Origin of the sequence: Cellulomonas flavigena DSM 20109 (genome assembly GCF_000092865.1) — a bacterium.
Lineage (GTDB): Bacteria > Actinomycetota > Actinomycetes > Actinomycetales > Cellulomonadaceae > Cellulomonas > Cellulomonas flavigena.
The window spans coordinates 3222704-3240797 of the sequence record NC_014151.1 but is presented as its reverse complement, the minus strand read 5'-3'; the positions used below and the strand labels follow the sequence as shown (position 1 = coordinate 3240797).

The 18094-nt window shown below is 75.3% G+C and carries 12 protein-coding genes; 9 read left to right on the top strand and 3 right to left on the bottom strand.

Going from position 1 to position 18094, the window contains the following annotated elements:
* Window positions 1–138: 138 nt before the first annotated feature.
* Complete coding sequence (locus CFLA_RS20105) at window positions 139–939, top strand: DUF2599 domain-containing protein (RefSeq protein WP_148234378.1); 801 nt, start codon at window positions 139–141, stop codon at window positions 937–939.
* Between the two features lie 131 nt (window positions 940–1070).
* Window positions 1071–3551: an ABC transporter permease gene (locus CFLA_RS14780; RefSeq protein WP_013118136.1), complete on the top strand. Its 2481-nt coding sequence runs from the start codon at window positions 1071–1073 to the stop codon at window positions 3549–3551.
* Between the two features lie 109 nt (window positions 3552–3660).
* Here CFLA_RS14780 and CFLA_RS20100 read toward each other — a convergent pair whose 3' ends face one another.
* Window positions 3661–4500: a hypothetical protein gene (locus tag CFLA_RS20100; RefSeq protein ID WP_013118135.1), complete on the bottom strand. Its 840-nt coding sequence runs from the start codon at window positions 4498–4500 to the stop codon at window positions 3661–3663.
* Between the two features lie 357 nt (window positions 4501–4857).
* Here CFLA_RS20100 and purL point away from each other — a divergent pair, with 357 nt between their 5' ends.
* The gene (purL, locus tag CFLA_RS14770) at window positions 4858–7257 is read left to right on the top strand and encodes a phosphoribosylformylglycinamidine synthase subunit PurL (protein WP_013118134.1); all 2400 of its coding nucleotides are present in this window, start codon (window positions 4858–4860) and stop codon (window positions 7255–7257) included.
* A gap of 303 nt (window positions 7258–7560) precedes the next feature.
* On the opposite strand, the gene CFLA_RS14765 is transcribed toward purL, so the two are convergent.
* On the bottom strand, window positions 7561–8097 hold the full coding sequence (locus CFLA_RS14765; RefSeq protein WP_013118133.1) for a flavin reductase family protein: 537 nt from the start codon (window positions 8095–8097) through the stop codon (window positions 7561–7563).
* Window positions 8094–8663, bottom strand: a complete 570-nt coding sequence (locus CFLA_RS14760; protein ID WP_013118132.1) for an NADPH-dependent FMN reductase — start codon at window positions 8661–8663, stop codon at window positions 8094–8096. Before CFLA_RS14760 ends, CFLA_RS14765 begins: the two co-directional genes overlap by 4 nt.
* 423 nt (window positions 8664–9086) lie before the next feature.
* Between CFLA_RS14760 and nirB the strand changes: the two genes are divergently transcribed.
* The 6 genes from nirB (at window position 9087) to CFLA_RS14730 (ending at window position 18046) form a co-directional block, all read left to right on the top strand.
* On the top strand, window positions 9087–11681 hold the full coding sequence (gene nirB / locus CFLA_RS14755; RefSeq protein ID WP_013118131.1) for a nitrite reductase large subunit NirB: 2595 nt from the start codon (window positions 9087–9089) through the stop codon (window positions 11679–11681).
* The gene (gene nirD / locus CFLA_RS14750; RefSeq protein ID WP_013118130.1) at window positions 11678–12061 is read left to right on the top strand and encodes a nitrite reductase small subunit NirD; all 384 of its coding nucleotides are present in this window, start codon (window positions 11678–11680) and stop codon (window positions 12059–12061) included. The genes nirB and nirD overlap by 4 nt, the downstream gene beginning before the upstream one ends.
* A gap of 83 nt (window positions 12062–12144) precedes the next feature.
* Window positions 12145–13629 carry an RNB domain-containing ribonuclease gene (locus CFLA_RS14745; RefSeq protein ID WP_013118129.1) on the top strand — a complete coding sequence of 495 codons (1485 nt, stop codon included), beginning with the start codon at window positions 12145–12147 and terminating at the stop codon, window positions 13627–13629.
* A 34-nt stretch (window positions 13630–13663) separates the two neighbouring features.
* Window positions 13664–14455 (top strand): M15 family metallopeptidase, encoded by a 792-nt coding sequence (locus CFLA_RS14740; RefSeq protein ID WP_013118128.1) that lies wholly within the window; start codon window positions 13664–13666, stop codon window positions 14453–14455.
* Window positions 14456–14809: 354 nt separating this feature from the next.
* Entirely contained in the window at window positions 14810–16219 is a 1410-nt protein-coding gene (locus CFLA_RS14735) for a glycoside hydrolase family 6 protein (RefSeq protein ID WP_013118127.1), read from the top strand.
* A gap of 351 nt (window positions 16220–16570) precedes the next feature.
* Complete coding sequence (locus CFLA_RS14730) at window positions 16571–18046, top strand: glycoside hydrolase family 6 protein (RefSeq protein WP_013118126.1); 1476 nt, start codon at window positions 16571–16573, stop codon at window positions 18044–18046.
* Window positions 18047–18094: the final 48 nt, after the last annotated feature.

Here is an 18094-nt window from a genome sequence, read left to right as displayed (position 1 = left end):
TGCGGCTCGGGGGCGTTCGGCCGTCCGGGGGGCGACCGGGGCTGCTCCCACTATCGGGTGACATGGTGGGGACCGCACGCGCAGAGGTGGCCGTGACGGCGGGCCGGTGCGCCCGCCGCGTGCCGCTACCGTCACCCCGTGGGTCCTCGCCGGACAGGTCGCGTCGCCGTGGCGACCGGTCTCGCCGTGCTCGTCGCGGGCTGCGGACCGGGCGACGCCGGGCCGCGTCCCGCCATGACGTCGCTCGCACCGCCACCCGCGGCACGTGCCGCCGAGCCGACCGCGGTCGCGGTCCCGGACGCGCAGGCCGTGCGCGACACCGGGGCGCCGTTCGGCGCCGGCCCGCAGGGCGCCGGCGCGCTGCTGCTCGTCGACGGTGCGACCGTGCAGGAGCAGGACGCGGGGGACGGGTCGACGCACCGCACCGTCGCGGCCGCACCGGGCGTCGTCGCCTGGGTCGCACCCCCGCACGCCGGGCGCGTCGAGGTGCAGCCCGACGGGTCGGCGACCCTCCACGACGAGGCGGGGACCGTCGTCACGGCGCTCGGGGCGCCGGTCGGCGCGGACGGCGACCCTGCGGTCTGGCGTCCGCACGGTGACGTGCTCGCGCTCGACGTGGCGACCGGTCCGGTGTCGTTCGTCGTCGGGACCGACGCGCTGCTCTCGGCCGTGTGGGGCGACGCGGACGGCGGCCCGTCGCTCCTCGTCTCCCCGCAGCCCTGGGTCCGCCGAGGGAGCACGGCCGCGCAGCACGCGCTGGTGTCCCAGGTCCAGGTCGCCGCGCCCGAGGCCGCAGCCGCGTCCATGCAGGCGCAGCTGTGGTGCCACCTGCTGGGGGCACCGGACAAGGACTCGTGGAACATCGAGCCGTGGCGCCCCGAGGTCGGGACACTCACGATGCTCGCGACCGGCTGCAACCCGACCGACGCCGACGCCTGAGGCGGCACCGACCGCCCGCACGCACGCCGGGTCACCCCGTAGGGTGACCACGTCACGACGTGACGTTCGCTGCGGGGGGTGGCGGTCTTGAGCCGTGCTGTGCGCGCGGGTGCGCCCGGGGCGGGGTGTCCGTGAGGACGGTCCTGCTGGCGGGCGTCCGTGCCCGCGCGTCCCGCCTGGTCGCCACCGCGACGGCCGTCGTCCTGTCCGTCGGCTTCCTCGTCGGCGCCCTGGCGCTGTCCGCGACGTTCGAGCACACCTCCGAGCAGTCGCTGACGGCCCACATGGCACGGGCCGACGTCTGGGTCGGAGCCACCCCGGGCGCCGCCCCCACCCCGACCGACGAGGACGTCCTGGTGGCACGGCTGCCCGGCGTGCGCGACGCTCCCCACGTCGTCGCCGCCGACGCCGTCCGCACCGCCTACGGGAGGCTACGCGTCGGGGACACGCGGTCGACGGCCCAGGTCAGCGCCCTGCTCGACGCCCCCGTGCGGTGGCAGGCGCTCACCCGAGGGGCATGGCCGGTGCAGCCGAGCGACACCACCGTCGACGGGTGGGCCGCCCGGTCCCTCGGCCTGGACGTCGGCGACACCGTGACCGTCCGGCTGTCCCGTGCCGAGCCCGTCGAGCTCACCGTCGTGGGGATCACGGCCCCCGTCGGTCCCGGCGTCGTCATCGACGTGCCGCACCTCGTGGTCACCGCAGACGGGCTGACCGCCGCGGGCGCGCGGCCCGTGACGTCCGAGATCCTCGTGCGTGGCGACGGCGCCGCACCGGAGGCGGTCGCCGCCGGTGTCGCGGCGGCGCTCGCCGACGTGCCCGGCCTGGACGTGCTCACGCGTGAGGATGCCGCGGAACGCCGTGTGGCCGAGCTCTCCGGCAGCGGCGGCGTCCTCACCGCGGTGCTCCTCGGCTTCTGCGCCGTCGCGCTCGTCGTGGCGGCCATCGTGATCGGCAACACCTTCCACGTCCTCGTCGCCCAGCGCACCCACGAGCTCGCGCTGCTGCGGTGCATCGGCGCGAGCACCGGGCAGGTCCACCGGCTCGTCGTCGCGGAGGCTGCCGTGCTCGGGGCCGTCGCGTCCGTCGGCGGAGTCGGCCTGGGGCTCCTCGGCGCCCACGTCCTCGCCGTGGTCAGGCTGTCGGCCGACGGCGTCGTCGTCGCGCCCGCGGTGCCCGCCGCCGGCGTCGCCGTCGGTGTGCTGCTGACCGTCGTCGCGGCGTGGGCCCCGGCGCGCCGCGCCACCCGGGTCCGACCCGTCGAGGCGCTGCGACCCCTCGACGACGTCAGGCCGCGTCCCCGCCGGCAGTGGCTCCGCCTGGTCGCGGCGCTGCTGCTCCTCGGCGCGGGCGCGGGCGGTGCCGGGCACGCCACACAGGGCGGCGGGGTCGCCGTGGCGGTCCCCGCGGTGATCGTGTCGTTCCTCGGGGTGCTGCTCGCGGCGCCGCTGCTCGTCCCCGCGTGCGTGCGGGGTCTCGGTGCCCTCGTGGCGGGCGCCTCCGCGGCGACGCGCCTCGCAGCCCGGAACGCGGGACGCAACCGGCGGCGCACCACCGCCACCGCCACGGCGCTGCTGGTCGGTGTGACCCTCGTGACGACGATGGTCGTCGCGACCGCGTCGGTCCGCAGCTCCGTCGACGCCCAGATCGACGCGCGGCGGCCCATCGACCTCGTCGTCACCACGTCCGACCCGGCAGGGCTGGACCCGGCGACGACGCGGGCGGTCGACGACCTGCCGGAGGTCGTCGGCACGGCGGAGGTCACCGGTGGCGTCCCCGTGCGTCTCGTCCTGGCCGACGGCAGCACCCGTGGCCTGGCCGCCCGTGGTGTCGACCCCGTCGCCTCGCGCCAGCTGGTCCGCCGACCCGTCCCGCAGCCCGACGACGGGACCGTGCTCGTCCACCCCGACGACGCCGCCGGTCTCCCCACCGACGGCACCGTGCAGGCCGTCGGAGCCGCGGGCAGTGCCGCAGCGGTGGTCGCCGTCACGCCCGACACCGTCCCCGGGACGGTCACGATGCGTGCCGACGAGCTCGCCGCCCTCGTCAGCACGCCGCCGGTCGTCGAGCTCCAGGTCCGCCTCGTCTCGGACCTCACCGGGCCACAGGTGCAGCGCGCCATCTCCAGCGTGCTCTCGATCGACGAGCGCCTCGACGTCCGCGGCGGTGCGCCCGAGCGCGCGATGTACGGCCACCTGCTCGACCTGATGCTGCTGGTGGTCCTCGCGCTCCTGACGTTGTCCCTGGTGATCGCCGTCGTGGGCATCGGCAACACGATGGCGCTGTCGGTCGTCGAGCGGCGCCGGGAGTCCGCGGTGCTGCGGGCGCTCGGCCTGACGGTCGGACAGCTGCGCGGCATGCTGGCGGTCGAGGCCGCGCTCGTCGCCGCCGTCGCTGGGGTCCTCGGCGCCGGGTTGGGGATCGCGTACGCCTGGACCGGCGTCATGGCGCTGGGTCAGGAGACGACGAGGATCCCGATGCACCTGGTCGTGCCAGGGCGAACGGTCGGCCTGATCGTGGCGGCCGCGGTCGTCTGCGGTGCGGGGGCGTCGTTCCTGCCGGGGCGTCGCGCCGGCAAGGTCCCCCCGGCGCAGGCCCTCGCCGTCGAGTGACGCCCCGGTCCGCACCCGACCGGGAAAAGCGTGAAGCGTTGCTGCCGGGATCCGGCAACAACGCTTCACGCCCCCTCTCCGCCCGGCCGTCCACCGGGCGGCGGGTGGTCTAGGGGCGCACCGACGAGCGCCGGCGCCACAGCACGAGGCCCGTGCCCGCCGCCAGCGCGAGCGCGGCACCGGCGAGCAGCGCGCCCGTGCGCGCACCGGTCGCGGCGAGCACCTCGGAGCGCTCGGCAGCCGCGGCGGGCGCCGGGGCCTGCGTCCCGGCGGACAGCACCTCGGCGCGCTCCGTGGGCGCGGGCGCGGTGGCGGTGGCGGGCGCGGTGGTGGGTGCGGGTGCGGTGGGGGGTGCGGCCTCGGCGGCGGCGGTGTCCGCGGGGGCGGCCGAGGAGGGGGTGGCCGAGGGCGCGGCGGGCGCGGGTGACGCGGGGGCCGGGGCTGCGGCAGGCGTCGCGGCGGGCGCGGGCGGCGTGGTGGGCTGCACCGGGGGAGCCGCCGGGGGCGCCGCCGGCGCCGGCGGTGTGGGGGGCGCGGCGGGAGCCGGGGGCGCGACGGGGGCGGGCTGCGTGCGGCAGACCGGGGCCTGGCCGCCCTCGCCGTGGTGCTCGTCGTGCCCGCTGACCTGGACCCACGTGATGCAGGCGTCGGCCGGCAGGCCCAGACGGTCCCACGTCAGCGTGGACGTGCCGAGCAGGTCCGCGTTCCGCGTGCCCGGGCCCTCGACGTGGACGTTGCGCAGCGCGGTGCCCAGCGCCGACGTGAAGACGACGTTGACGTGCGCGTGCTCCTGGAACGTCGTGCCGGCGGGCAGCTCGAGGCCGGTCGGCGTCACGCGGTACCGCGTCGGTGCGTCCGACCCCGCGGTCGCCGTCGTCGCGGCACCCACGAGCGCCAGGGCGGCGGACAAGGCGGTGACGGCGGTGGTGAGCACGCGGCGGGCGGACATCTGACCTCGACTTCCGGATGGTGCGACGGTGGACCGGCCGTCGGGTCGAGGTGTCCTCGCCACCCCCCGCTGACCTGGCACGTCGGAGGTTATCGGGCAGAAGGTGCGAAAGGGATGAGAAGGGCGTGAGAGTCCGTGCGGATCGCGCTCCCGGGTGGGTCGTGAGCGCGCGGGCGGGCCTCGGGGCGTGGCGTTTTCACCCGCTCGGACCGCCGCCGGACGGGTGGTGGACGGGTGGTGGACGGACGGGCCGCCGCGGTCCGGCGCGCCGGTACTCTGGGGCCGTCTGCCGACCTGCGGCGTGGGTACCTGCGCGGGCGAGCCGCCCGCCGGACCCGGCCTCCACCGAGGGAACCGATGACCACCGCTCCTGCGCGCCCCGACGTCCCGTCCGCTCCGCACACGTCCGACACCGTCGAGCACGCCGCGGCGACACCCGACCTCGAGCAGCCCTACGCCGAGCTCGGCCTCAAGCCCGACGAGTACCAGCGGATCCGCGACATCCTCGGGCGTCGCCCCACGGCCGCCGAGCTCGCGATGTACTCCGTGATGTGGTCCGAGCACTGCTCGTACAAGTCGTCGAAGACCCACCTGCGGCAGTTCGGCGACAAGACCACGCCCGCGATGAAGGAGCACCTGCTCGTCGGCATCGGGGAGAACGCCGGCGTCGTCGACATCGGCGACGGCTGGGCCGTGACGTTCAAGGTCGAGTCGCACAACCACCCGTCGTTCGTCGAGCCCTACCAGGGTGCCGCGACGGGCGTCGGCGGGATCGTGCGCGACATCATCTCGATGGGTGCGCGGCCCGTCGCCGTCATGGACCAGCTGCGCTTCGGCGCCGTGGACCACCCGGACACGGCGCGCGTCGTGCACGGCGTCGTCGCCGGCGTCGGGGGGTACGGCAACAGCCTGGGGCTGCCGAACATCGGCGGCGAGCTCGTCTTCGACGCCTGCTACCAGGGCAACCCGCTGGTCAACGCGCTGTGCCTCGGTGTGCTGCGCCACGAGGACATCCACCTGGCCAACGCCTCGGGCGTCGGCAACAAGGTCGTGCTGTTCGGCGCCCGCACGGGCGGCGACGGCATCGGCGGCGCGTCGATCCTCGCGTCGGAGACGTTCGACGACGCCAAGCCGTCCAAGCGTCCGTCGGTGCAGGTCGGCGACCCGTTCATGGAGAAGGTGCTCATCGAGTGCTGCCTCGAGCTCTACGCGGCCCAGGTCGTCGAGGGCATCCAGGACCTCGGCGCCGCGGGCATCTCCTGCGCGACCAGCGAGCTCGCGTCCAACGGTGACGGCGGTATGCACGTCGACCTCGAGAACGTGCTGCTGCGCGACCCCACGCTGACGGCCGGCGAGATCCTCATGTCGGAGTCGCAGGAGCGCATGATGGCGGTCGTCCGGCCCGACAAGCTCGACGAGTTCCTCGAGATCACGCGCAGGTGGGACGTCGAGACGGCCGTGATCGGCGAGGTCACCGGCACCGGGCGCCTGACGATCGACCACCACGGCGACCGGATCGTCGACGTCGACCCGAGGACGGTCGCGCACGAGGGCCCGGTGTACGACCGCCCCTACGCGCGCCCGGCCTGGCAGGACGGCCTCGTCGCGGACTCCGTGAGCACGCCTGAGGGTGCGGCGCGCTACGCGCGCCCGGAGAGCGCCGACGAGCTGCGCGCGACACTCCTGCAGCTCCTGGGCTCGCCGAACCTCGCGTCACCGGCATGGGTCACCGACCAGTACGACCGCTTCGTGCAGGGCAACACGGCCCTCGCGCAGCCCGACGACTCGGGCGTGGTGCGCGTCGACGAGACCACGGGCCTGGGCGTCGCGCTGGCCACCGACGCCAACGGCCGCTACGCCAAGCTCGACCCGTACACGGGTGCGCAGCTCGCGCTCGCCGAGGCGTACCGCAACGTCGCCACGGTCGGTGCGCGGCCCGTGGCCGTCACCGACTGCCTGAACTTCGGCACGCCCGAGCACCCGGACACGATGTGGCAGCTCGTCGAGGCGATCCGCGGCCTGGCCGACGCGTGCCAGACCCTCGAGGTCCCCGTGACCGGCGGCAACGTCTCGCTCTACAACGGCACGGGCGAGCCCGGGCAGATCGACTCGGCGATCCACCCGACCCCCGTCGTCGGCGTGCTCGGGGTCCTCGACGACGTCGCGCGCGCGGTGCCGTCGGGCTGGACCGCGCCCGGCCAGGCCGTCTACCTGCTGGGCACCACGCGTCCGGAGCTCGACGGGTCCGCCTGGGCGGACGTCGTCCACCGGCACCTGGGCGGCGTGCCGCCGCAGGTCGACCTCGACGCCGAGCGCCGCCTCGCGCAGGTGCTGGTCGCCGCGGCGCGCGACGAGCTCGTCGACGCCGCGCACGACCTGTCCGAGGGTGGCCTGGCGCTCGCGCTCGTCGAGTCGAGCCTCCGGTACGGCGTCGGTGTCCAGGTCGACCTCGGCGCACTGTGCGCGCGCGACGGCCTCACGGCCTTCGAGGCGCTGTTCTCGGAGTCGCAGGCCCGTGCGATCGTCGCCGTGCCCCGCTCCGAGGAGGTCCGCCTCCTCGACCTGTGCACCGCTCGCGGCGTCCCGGCGCTGCGCCTGGGCGAGACGGCCGAGACGTGCACGCTCGGTGCGGGCACCCCGGTCGACGACGACGAGCACGTGCACGCCGCCGCCGTCGAGGTCCGCGGCCTGTTCACGCTCCCGCTGACCGAGGCGCGCGAGACCTGGGAGCGCACGCTCCCGGCGCTCTTCGCCTGACGCGGGCACCCCACGACGACCGGAACCCCGGTCACCTTCCGCCCGGACGGTGACCGGGGTTCCGCCGTCCGAGCCCCCTCCCGCACAGCGGTGCCGGAACGACGCCTCGCCCGGGGTGGTGCCGGAACGACGCCTCGCCCGGGGTGGGCCGGAACGACGCCTCGCGGACGGGGCCCCACCCATCCTGCCGAGACGTCATTCCAGCCCCACCCCCACAGGGCCCGCACCCTCCCTCGCGCCGAGAGTGCGATCCAGCCCTGCAGCGGCGTGACCGGACAGCACTCTCGCGCCCGGGGTGGGCGGTCAGGCGGTGGGAGCGACGAGGCGGTGGTAGACGCGGTCGCGGTAGACGAGCGGGTGCGCGTCGGTGACGCCGTGGTCGAGGGCGCGCAGCGAGACGAGGTAGCTGTCGCCGACGGGGGTGCGCTGCACCACGCGGCCGCGGACCCAGGCCTGGGCGCCCACGATGACGGGCTCGCCGGTGGGCAGCGCCGTCCAGCCGCCCGCGGCGAACCGGTCGATGCCGGAGGTCGCGAAGCGGGTCGAGACCTCCTCCTGGCCCTCCGCGAGGAACGACACCGCGACGGTCGCGGCGCGCGACAGCGCGGGCCAGGACGACGAGCCGGACGCGAGCGAGAACGCGAGCAGCGGCGGGGCGGCCGAGACGGAGATGACGGACGTCGCGGTGAACCCGACGGGACGGTCCCCGTCGCGCAGCGTGACGACCGCGACGCCCGCGGCGTGGCGACGGAACACCTGCTTGTAGTCGTCGGGCGAGAGCTGCGGCTCGTCGTGCTCGACCAGCGTGCGCTCCAGGTGCCGCAGGCTGCTGGCGCTCATCGGGCCACCTCCAGGAGGTCCTCGGAGCGCGTGGACGCGGCGGGCAGGGTGACCGCCCGCCGCAGCGGCCGCTCCGCGCGCTGCCACCAGCGCTCGACGGCGGGGGCCAGGTCGGCGAGGTCGGTGTCGAGGACGCTGAGCGTGCGCGTCGGGACGCTCGCGCCGAGCTCGACGAGGACGGGCCGCAGGTGGACCTCGCCGACCAGCGTGTGGGCGGGGGTGGCCGAGACGACGAGCGGGACGGCGGTGACGCCGTCGAGCCCGTCGGGCCCGTACAGGTCGAGGAAGGACTTCAGCAGCCCGGTGAACGAGGCCTTGTGGACGGGGGTCGCGACGACGAGGAGGTCGGCGGCGGCGACGGCCGCGAGCGCGGCGTCGAGGTCGGCCGGCCGTGGCTGGGCGTGCAGGCCGCGCGCGAGGCTCGCGAGGTCGACGGCGGTGGGCCCACCACCGCCCAGGCGTTCGGCCAGCGTGGCGGCGAGGGACACGGCGGCGCCGAGGGTGCGGGAGCCGGCGCGCGGGTTGCCCACGAGGGCGACGGTGCGAGCGGGGTCGGGTCGGGTCATGAGGTGCTCCTGTGCTCCGTGGTGCGAGGGGATGGTCGGGGGAGCGCGCGCCGGGGCCGTCGCGCGGGCGGTGGCGGGCGGGCGGGCTCTGCGGCGGGCGGGCGCCAGGGCGGCGGGCGCGTCACCGCGGCGGGGACGGCGACATCGGAGCGCCGTGGCGCGGCGGGCTCGGCGGGTCACGGGAGGTCCGCCCGGGGGCGGACGCCGGCGGCGGACGTGCCGGTGGTGCTCACGTGCGTGCCTCCCGTCGCGCTCGGGCGGCGTGCCCGGTGGTGTGCGTCCCTCGCAGGTTAGGCACACCCTTTCCAAAAGGGGATAGATATAGTCGGCTGTCTCGCCGGTTGAGACGCGTGCGCTGCACAGCGTGGGGGTCCGGGCCGTTCGGCCCACGTTCCCACGGTCGCGCCGTTGAAAACTCGGTCCATGCGGAACGACGTCGTGCACGGGCCCGGGCGGGTCGTGGTCGTGGGTGCCGGGATGGTGGCCCACCGGTTCGCCGAGCAGCTGTGCGCGCGCGACGGCGACTGGACGCTCACCGTCGTGGGCGACGAGCCGCACCGCCCGTACGACCGCGTCCACCTGTCCGACGTCTTCACCGGCCGCACGGCCGAGGACCTCGTCCTCGCGCCGGAGGTCTGGGACGACCCCCGCGTCACGCTCGTCACGGGTGACCGGGCCGTGCGCCTGGACCGCAGCGCGCAGACGGTGACGACGGCCTCGGGCCGCGTCCTGGCCTACGACCACCTGGTCCTGGCGACCGGCTCGTGGGCCTGGGTGCCGCGCGCCGAGGGCACCGACCTGCCCGGCGTGCTGCGGTACCGCACCCTCGAGGACGTGGAGGCCCTGCGGGCGTGGGTCACCGAGCGCGCGCGGACCCTCGGGCGGCCCCTGCGCGGCACCGTCGTCGGCGGGGGAGTGCTGGGGCTGGAGGCCGCGGCGGCCCTGTCGACCCTGGGCGTCGCGCCCACGGTCGTGGAGTTCGCCGACCGGCTCATGGCCGTCCAGCTCGACGCGGGCGGCGGCGAGGCGCTGCGTGTCCTCGTCACCGGACTCGGCGTCGACGTGCGCACGTCGACCGCCGCGACGCGGGTCGTCGGCGCAGCCGACGGTGCAGTGGGGGCGCTCGAGCTGTCCGACGGCGAGGTGCTCGACACCGACGTCGTCGTCTACTCCACCGGCGTGCGTCCGCGCGACCGTCTCGCCCGCGAGTCGGGCCTGCCGGTCGCCGAGCGCGGCGGCGTGGTCGTGGGCCCGACGTGCCGCACGGCGGACCCCGCGGTGTGGGCGATCGGCGAGGTCGCGAGCCATGACGGCGAGTGCGTCGGCCTGGTCGCGCCCGGCAACGCCATGGCCGACGTCGTCGTCAACCGGCTGTTCGGCGGGTGCCGGCTGTACGAGCGCAGCCCGGACGGGACCAAGCTCAAGGGCGTCGGCGTCGACGCGGCCGCGTTCGGCGACGTCCTCGGGCTGACACCGGGCGCGTTGGAGGTGACGTTCGCGGACCCCGTCGCCCGCACGTACCGCAAGCTCGTCGTCTCGGACGACGCGCGCGTCCTGCTCGGCGGGGTCCTCGTCGGCGACATCGAGCTCTACGCGCAGCTGCGGCCCCTGCTCGGACGTCCGCTGGGAGCCGACCCCTCGGCGTACCTCGCGCCGACGGGCGGTGCAGGGCCGGTCCGCAGCGACCTGCCCGACGACGTCGTCCTGTGCTCGTGCGCCAACGTCTCCGTCGGTGCCGTCCGGGCGGCCGTCACCGAGCACGGCTGCCGCAGCGTGGGCGACGTCAAGGCGAGCACGCGCGCCGGCACGGTCTGCGGGTCGTGCGTCCCGCTGCTGACGACCGTCGTGAACAGCACGCTGGAGACGTCCGGCTTCACGGTCTCGACGGCGATGTGCGAGCACTTCGCGACGTCCCGGGCCGAGCTCTACGCCCTCGTGCGCGCCGAGGGGCTGCGTACGTTCACCGAGGTCGTCGCGCGGCACGGCCGCGGGCGCGGCTGCGCCGTGTGCCGCCCGGTGGTCGCGTCCATCCTGTCGTCGCTCGGCATCGGGCACGTCCTGCAGCCCGACCAGGCCTCGCTGCAGGACACCAACGACCACCTGCTGGCGAACCTGCAGAAGGACGGCACGTACTCCGTGGTGCCGCGCATGCCCGGTGGTGAGGTCACCCCCGAGAAGCTCCTGGTGCTCGCACAGGTGGCGCAGGAGTTCGGGCTGTTCACGCGCGTCACCGGCGCGCAGCGCATCGGCATGTTCGGCGCCCGGCAGGACCAGCTGCCGGCCATCTGGCGGCGCCTGGTCGACGCGGGGTTCGAGTCGGGCCAGGCCTACGGCAAGTCCCTGCGAGCGGTGAAGACGTGCGTCGGGCAGGCGTGGTGCCGGTTCGGCGTGCAGGACTCGTCGTCGATGGCCGTGCGGCTCGAGCTGCGGTACCGCGGTCTGCGTGCGCCGCACAAGTTCAAGGTCGGGGTGTCCGGGTGCGCACGTGAGTGCGCCGAGGCCCGCGGCAAGGACGTCGGGGTGATCGCGACCGAGAAGGGCTGGAACGTGTACGTGGGCGGCAACGGGGGTTTCACGCCGCGGCACGCCGAGCTGCTCGCCGAGGACCTCGACGACGACCGTCTCGTGCAGGTGGTCGACCGCTTCCTCGCGCTGTACATCCGCAGCGCCGACCGGCTGCAGCGGACCGCGCCGTGGGTGGCGGCGTTCCCGGGGGGCGTGGCGGAGCTGCGGCGTGTCGTGGTCGAGGACTCCCGGGGCCTCGGCGCCGAGCTCGACGCGGAGGTCGAACGGCACGTCGCGGGGTACGTCGACGAGTGGCGCGCGACCCTCGAGGACCCCGGGAAGCTGCGCGCGTTCATACCCTACGTCAACGCCCCGGACCGGTCGGACCCGGACCTGTCCTACGTGCCGGAACGTGGTCAGGCCCGCCCTGCACGTCCCGGGGAGCGCGGTCACCCCGATCTCCTGAGCGCCCGTGCCGCCGGCGCCACGACCCTCCAGGAGGACGCGCCATGAGCCACCCGACGCCCGCCACGGCGACGCCCACCCCCGACGTGCCCACCGCCCTCGGCGCCGTGCGGGTGTGCGCCCTGGACGACCTGCTCCCCGAGCGTGGCGCCGGGGCGATCGTCGGCGAGCAGCGCGTCGCGCTGTTCCGGCTCGCCACCGACGAGGTGCTCGCGGTGCAGCAGCGCGACCCGTACTCCGGGGCGAACGTGCTCAGCCGTGGTCTCGTCGGCGACCGCGCGGGTGAGCCGACGGTGACCTCGCCCATGTACAAGCAGGTCTGGGACCTGCGCACGGGGGCGTGCCTCGACCCGGTCGGCAAGGACCCCGTCGACCTGCGGGTCCATGCCGTCGCCGTGGTCGACGGGCAGGTCCTGCTCGTCCCCTGAGCGCGGACGCGTCCGTGGGGCGCGACGGGCCCGCCCGCGCGCCCGGGTCGAAGCTGCAGCACGGGGACGCCTAGAGTCGTCCCGTGCCCGGCCGCCCCGTCCGTCTCCCCGCTCCCACCGGCGACCCCGCGTCCCGTGCCGTGGCCGAAGGGCTCGACGCCCTGCGTGCCGAGGTCGAGCTGCCCGTCGTCTACCCCGACGCCGCGCTCGCCGAGGCCGAGGTCGCCGCGGAGCGCGGACCGCAGGGCGCGCACGCGCCCGGTGACCGCACCGATCGCACGGACGTCGCGTTCGTCACCGTCGACCCCGAGGGCTCCACCGACCTCGACCAGGCCGTCCACGTCGAGCGGCGCGGCACGGGGTGGCGCGTGCGGTACGCGATCGCCGACGTCGCCGCGTTCGTCGCGCCCGGTGGCGCACTCGACGCCGAGACCCACCGTCGCGGGATGACCTGCTACAGCCCCGACGGCCGCGTGCCGCTGCACCCCGCCGTGCTCTCGGAGGGGGCCGCCAGCCTGCTCGCCGACCAGGTGCGCCCCGCGGTCCTGTGGACGATGGACCTCGACGCCCACGGCGAACCCCAGGACGTGCACGTCGAGCGCGCGCTGGTCCGCAGCCGCGCGCAGCTGTCGTACGCGCAGGTCCAGCAGCGACTCGACGACGGCACCGCCGACGACCTGCTCCGCGGCCTCGCGGACGTCGGCGCGCTGCGCCAGGAGCGCGAGCGTGAGCGCGGCGGCGCATCCCTCGACGTCCCCGAGCAGGAGGTCGTGCAGGAGGACGGCGCGTTCCGGCTGCGCTTCCGGGCGACCTTGCCGGTCGAGGGCTGGAACGCGCAGGTCTCGCTGCTCACGGGCATGGTCGCGGCGCGTCTCATGCTCGACGCGGGCGTGGGGGTCGTGCGCACGCTGCCGCCCGCGGACCCGCGGGACGTCGCACGCCTGCGCCGCACGGCCGCCGCGCTCGACATCGACTGGCCCGCCGACCTGCCGTACGCGGACCTGCTCGCGCGCCTCGACTCGCACCGCGGCCCGCACGCCGCGTTCCTGCGCGAGGCGACCACGCTCTTCCGTGGGGCCGGCTACCGTGCCTTCGGCGTGCCCGACGCCCCCGTGCCCACCGGCGACGACGCCGAGCACGCCGCGATCCGCGCGCCGTACGCGCACGTCACGGCCCCGCTGCGGCGGCTCGTCGACAGGTACGGCACCGAGGTCTGCCTCGCCGCCGTCGCGGGCCGGCAGGTGCCCGACTGGGTGGGCGAGGCGCTGCCCGACCTGCCGGCGACGATGACCCGCACGGGCCGGCGGGTGGCGGCGTTCGACCGCGGGGCGCTCGACCTCGTCGAGGCCGTCGTGCTCGCGCCCCACGCGGGGGAGCACTTCACGGGCGTGGTCGTCGACGCCGACGCACCGAAGGACGGGCGGGTCCGTGGCGCGCTGCAGCTGCGCGAGCCCGCCGTGGTGGCCCCCGTCACGGCCTCCGGTGACCTGCCGCTCGGGCAGCGGCTGGAGGTTCGGCTGGACGAGGTGTCGGTGCCACACCGACGGGTGACGTTCGTCGCGGTCTGACCGGTTCGTCCCGGTTCACCCTACGATCGCCTTCATGTCACGCTGGCGCACCGTCGTGCTCGTGGTCCTGGCCGCCACCGCCGTCGTCGGCGTGGGCGGAATCGTGACCGGACTGTGGTCCGTGCTGTTCCGCGAGGACGCCCGCATCGAGGGCATGGCGGAGCTGGTGCCCTGGGAGGACGCGATCGCCGTCCCCACCGTGCCGTCGCGCCCCACGCCGACGCCCGGCCTCGACGTGCGGCAGCACTCGACGACGGACCCGGCGAGCCCGTGGGTGATCGTCAACAAGCAGCACCCGATCGACCGCGCGTACGCGCCCGCGGACCTCGTCACGGTGGGCGAGGCGCAGGTGCGCGCCGCCGTCGAGCCCGACCTGCGCGCGATGCTCGACGCGGCGGGCGCCGCGGGCGTGGACGTGGTCACCAGCAGCGGGTACCGGTCGTACCAGGACCAGGCCGCCGCGCGCCGGTCGGTCGAGGCGCGCCGGGGCTTCGCGCACGCCGAGCGCTACTCGGCGCGGCCCGGGTTCTCGGAGCACCAGACGGGCTTCGCGCTCGACGTCGACTCCGGGTCCCAGCCGTCCTGCAACTACCAGACGTGCTTCGCGCGGACGCCGGAGGGGATCTGGCTGAGCGAGCACGCGTGGGAGTTCGGCTTCGTCGTGCGGTACACCGAGGCGAACACCGCGGTCACCGGGTACGCCCCCGAGGGCTGGCACCTGCGCTGGGTCGGCCGGGAGCTCACGGCTCACCTGCGGGAGAACGGGATCGGGTCCCTCGAGGAGGCGTTCGGCGTGCACGGCGGTCCGGAGTACCTGGAGGAGTAGCCGGCGGGCGTGCGCCGCGGTGCCGCACGGGGGTGGGTAATCCCGTGGCCCGGTGCGGTGCGGCCGGTGGAAGCGCGTCACGGTGTCCCACCGCCGGCACCACCGTGAGGCAGGTGGGCCGCGGCCCTGACGACGGCGGGCGCGGGGGATGCGGCGGGCGCGGGGCGCGCCACGCTCCGGAACCGCTTCCAGCATCAAAACGATTAGGGACCCGCCGGGTGCTCGCCAGCACCCCCCGTCCTCGGGTGTGATCAGCGGGACGTCCGTACCGGGGTCGCCGCCGACCCCTGCCGGGCGCCTCGCGTCGGTCCCCCGCGCCGGCGCCGTGTCAGGTCACCGATCCGAGGAGAACCCATGTCCCCCCGCCCGAAGCCGGCGCTCGCCGCCGGTCGCAAGGCCGTCGCGGTGCTCGCCGCCGGCGCGGTGCTCGCCGCCGGCACGACCGTCCTGGCCTCCACCGCGGCGAACGCCGCCGCCGGCTGCCGCGTCGACTACGCGGTCACCAACGAGTGGCCCGGCGGTTTCGGCGCCAGCATCAACGTCACGAACCTCGGCGACCCGCTGTCGTCGTGGGACCTGCGCTGGACGTTCCCCAGCGGCCAGTCGATCCAGCAGCTCTGGAACGGCGCGGCCTCGTCGAGCGGCTCGCAGGTCACGGTCGTGAACTCCCCGTGGAACGGCTCGGTCGGCACCAACGGCGTCATCTCGCTCGGGTTCAACGGCTCGTGGAACGGCTCGAACGCCAAGCCCACGTCGTTCACGCTCAACGGCACGGCGTGCACCGGTTCGGTGTCCGGCGGCCAGCCGACCCAGCAGCCGACCCAGCAGCCGACGCAGCAGCCCACCCAGCAGCCGACGCAGCAGCCCACCCAGCAGCCGACGCAGCAGCCCACCCAGCAGCCCACCCAGCAGCCGCAGCCCAGCGGCGACTTCTACGTCGACCCCGAGACGGCGGCCTACGCCGCCTGGCAGGCCGCGTCGGGCAACGACAAGGTGCTGCTGGCGAAGATCGCGCAGACGCCGCAGGCGCTGTGGATCGGCGACTGGTCCAGCGCGTCCGTCATCCAGCAGCAGGTCCGCGACTACACCGGCAAGGCGCGTTCCGCCGGCAAGATCGCGCAGATCGTCGTGTACGCCATCCCGGGCCGTGACTGCGGCAACTACTCGGGCGGCGGCGTCGCCACCTCGGAGTACGCGCGCTGGGTCGACACCGTCGCGCAGGGCGTCCAGGGCAACCCGTGGGTGATCCTCGAGCCCGACGCGCTCGCGCAGCTCGGCGACTGCCAGGGCCAGGGCGACCGGGTCGGCTTCCTGCAGTACGCGGCCAAGGCGTTCGCCGCCAAGGGTGCGCGCGTGTACATCGACGCCGGCAACTCGGCGTGGCTCTCCGCGTCGGAGGCGGCCAACCGCCTCAACCGCGTCGGCTGGGACGGTGCCGTCGGCTTCTCGCTCAACGTCTCCAACTACCGCACGACGGCCGAGGCCAAGGCGTACGGCCAGGAGATCTCCCGCCTCACCGGTGGCAAGAAGTTCGTCATCGACACGTCGCGGAACGGCAACGGCGCGTCGGGCTCCGAGTGGTGCAACCCGAGCGGGCGCGCCCTGGGCGACCGCCCGACCCGCGTCAACGACGGCAGCGGGCTCGACGCGCTGCTGTGGATCAAGCGTCCCGGCGAGTCGGACGGCACCTGCAACGGCGGCCCGGCGGCCGGCGCCTGGTGGCAGTCGATGGCCCTGGAGCTCGCGCGCAACGCCAAGTGGTGACGTGAGCCCCCGGTCGGTGGCGCGTCGGTGACGGCGCGCTCACCCGCCGGTGCGTGACGACGCCGCGAGCGCCACGCACCGAAGGACGAGGCCGCGGACGCCCCCGGACGGGGGGAGCGTCCGCGGCCTCGTCGTCCCGCGGGGTCGTGTCCGTTTCGTGACAAATCGATTAGGGAATGGCCGTCGGCTCGCCAGGGTGCAGGTCGAGCAGGTGTGATCGGTGTGTCGTTACGCAGGACGGCGTCGGAGCCGTCGCGTCCTGCGGCGCGTCCACCGGCGTCCGAGCGCCGCCCGACGCGCGTGGCCGACCCGATCCGCGGACTGGCCGACCCCGACCCCGAGGAGATGTCCATGCACCCCCGCTCGAAGAGACCCCTCACCACCAGACGCAAGGTCGTCGCGGCCGTCGCGGCCGGAGCCGTCCTCGCCGGCGGCGTCACCGCCCTGACCTCGAGCATCGCGCAGGCCGCCGCCGGCTGCCGCGTCGACTACGCCGTGACGAGCCAGTGGCCCGGTGGCTTCGGTGCAGCCGTCACCGTCACGAACCTCGGCGACCCGCTCTCGTCCTGGGAGCTGAGCTGGACGTTCCCCGACGGCCAGGGCGTGCAGCAGCTCTGGAACGGCGTGCACTCGACCTCCGGTTCGAACGTCACCGTGAAGAACATGTCGTGGAACGGTTCGGTCGGCACCAACGCCAGCGTCCAGGTCGGCTTCAACGGCTCCTGGAACGGCGCGAACAACGCGCCGACGTCCTTCACGCTCAACGGCACCTCGTGCAACGGTGCGGTCGGTGGCCCGACGACGGAGCCGACGCCCGAGCCGACCCCGGAGCCCACGCCCGAGCCGACGCCGGAGCCGACGCCCGAGCCGACGCCGGAGCCCACGCCCGAGCCGACGCCGGAGCCCACGCCCGAGCCGACCCCGGAGCCCACGCCCGAGCCCACGCCCGAGCCCACGCCCGAGCCCACGATGCCGCCGGTCCAGGCCGGTCAGTTCCACGTCGACACCACGAACCAGTCGTACCGCGCCTGGCAGGCGGCCAGCGGCTCCGACAAGGACCTGCTGGCGAAGATCGCCCTGACGCCGCAGGCGTACTGGGTCGGCAACTGGAACGAGGCCTCGCACGCGCAGCAGGAGGTCCGTGACATCACGTCGGCCGCTGCGGCCGCCGGCAGGACCGCCGTGCTCGTCGTCTACGCCATCCCGGGCCGCGACTGCGGCCAGCACTCCAGCGGCGGCGTGTCGACCTCCGAGTACGCGCAGTGGATCGACACGGTCGCCCAGGGCATCGTCGGCAACCCGTGGGTGGTCCTCGAGCCCGACGCGCTGCCGATGCTCGGCGACTGCGACGGCCAGGGCGACCGGGTCGGCTTCCTCAAGTACGCCGCGAAGTCCCTGACCGCCAAGGGTGCGCGCGTCTACATCGACGCCGGCCACTCGGCGTGGCTGTCGCCGTCGGAGGCCGCGAACCGCCTCAACCAGATCGGGTTCGAGGACGCCGTGGGCTTCTCGATCAACGTCTCCAACTACCGCACGACGGCGGAGTCGAAGACCTGGGGTCAGCAGGTCTCGCAGCTGACCGGTGGCAAGAAGTTCGTCATCGACACGTCGCGCAACGGCAACGGCCCGTCCGGGTCGGAGTGGTGCAACCCGAGCGGCCGCGCCCTCGGCGAGCGCCCGACGCTCGTGAACGACGGCAGCGGGCTCGACGCGCTGCTGTGGATCAAGCTGCCCGGTGAGTCGGACGGCGCCTGCAACGGCGGCCCGGGCGCCGGTCAGTGGTGGCAGTCGATGGCACTGGAGCTGGCGCGCAACGCGAAGTGGTGACGTGACGTCCGGTTGCTGAGCACAGCGGCCGCCACGCCGCGACGAGGC

Bases quoted from the DNA above. Each gene is read 5' to 3' on its own strand.
- CFLA_RS20100 (WP_013118135.1), bottom strand. From the start codon at position 4,500: ATGTCCGCCCGCCGCGTGCTCACCACCGCCGTCACCGCCTTGTCCGCC.
- purL (WP_013118134.1), top strand. From the start codon at position 4,858: ATGACCACCGCTCCTGCGCGCCCCGACGTCCCGTCCGCTCCGCACACG.
- CFLA_RS14765 (WP_013118133.1), bottom strand. From the start codon at position 8,097: ATGAGCGCCAGCAGCCTGCGGCACCTGGAGCGCACGCTGGTCGAGCAC.
- CFLA_RS14760 (WP_013118132.1), bottom strand. From the start codon at position 8,663: ATGACCCGACCCGACCCCGCTCGCACCGTCGCCCTCGTGGGCAACCCG.
- nirB (WP_013118131.1), top strand. From the start codon at position 9,087: ATGCGGAACGACGTCGTGCACGGGCCCGGGCGGGTCGTGGTCGTGGGT.
- nirD (WP_013118130.1), top strand. From the start codon at position 11,678: ATGAGCCACCCGACGCCCGCCACGGCGACGCCCACCCCCGACGTGCCC.
- CFLA_RS14740 (WP_013118128.1), top strand. From the start codon at position 13,664: ATGTCACGCTGGCGCACCGTCGTGCTCGTGGTCCTGGCCGCCACCGCC.
- CFLA_RS14735 (WP_013118127.1), top strand. From the start codon at position 14,810: ATGTCCCCCCGCCCGAAGCCGGCGCTCGCCGCCGGTCGCAAGGCCGTC.
- CFLA_RS14730 (WP_013118126.1), top strand. From the start codon at position 16,571: ATGCACCCCCGCTCGAAGAGACCCCTCACCACCAGACGCAAGGTCGTC.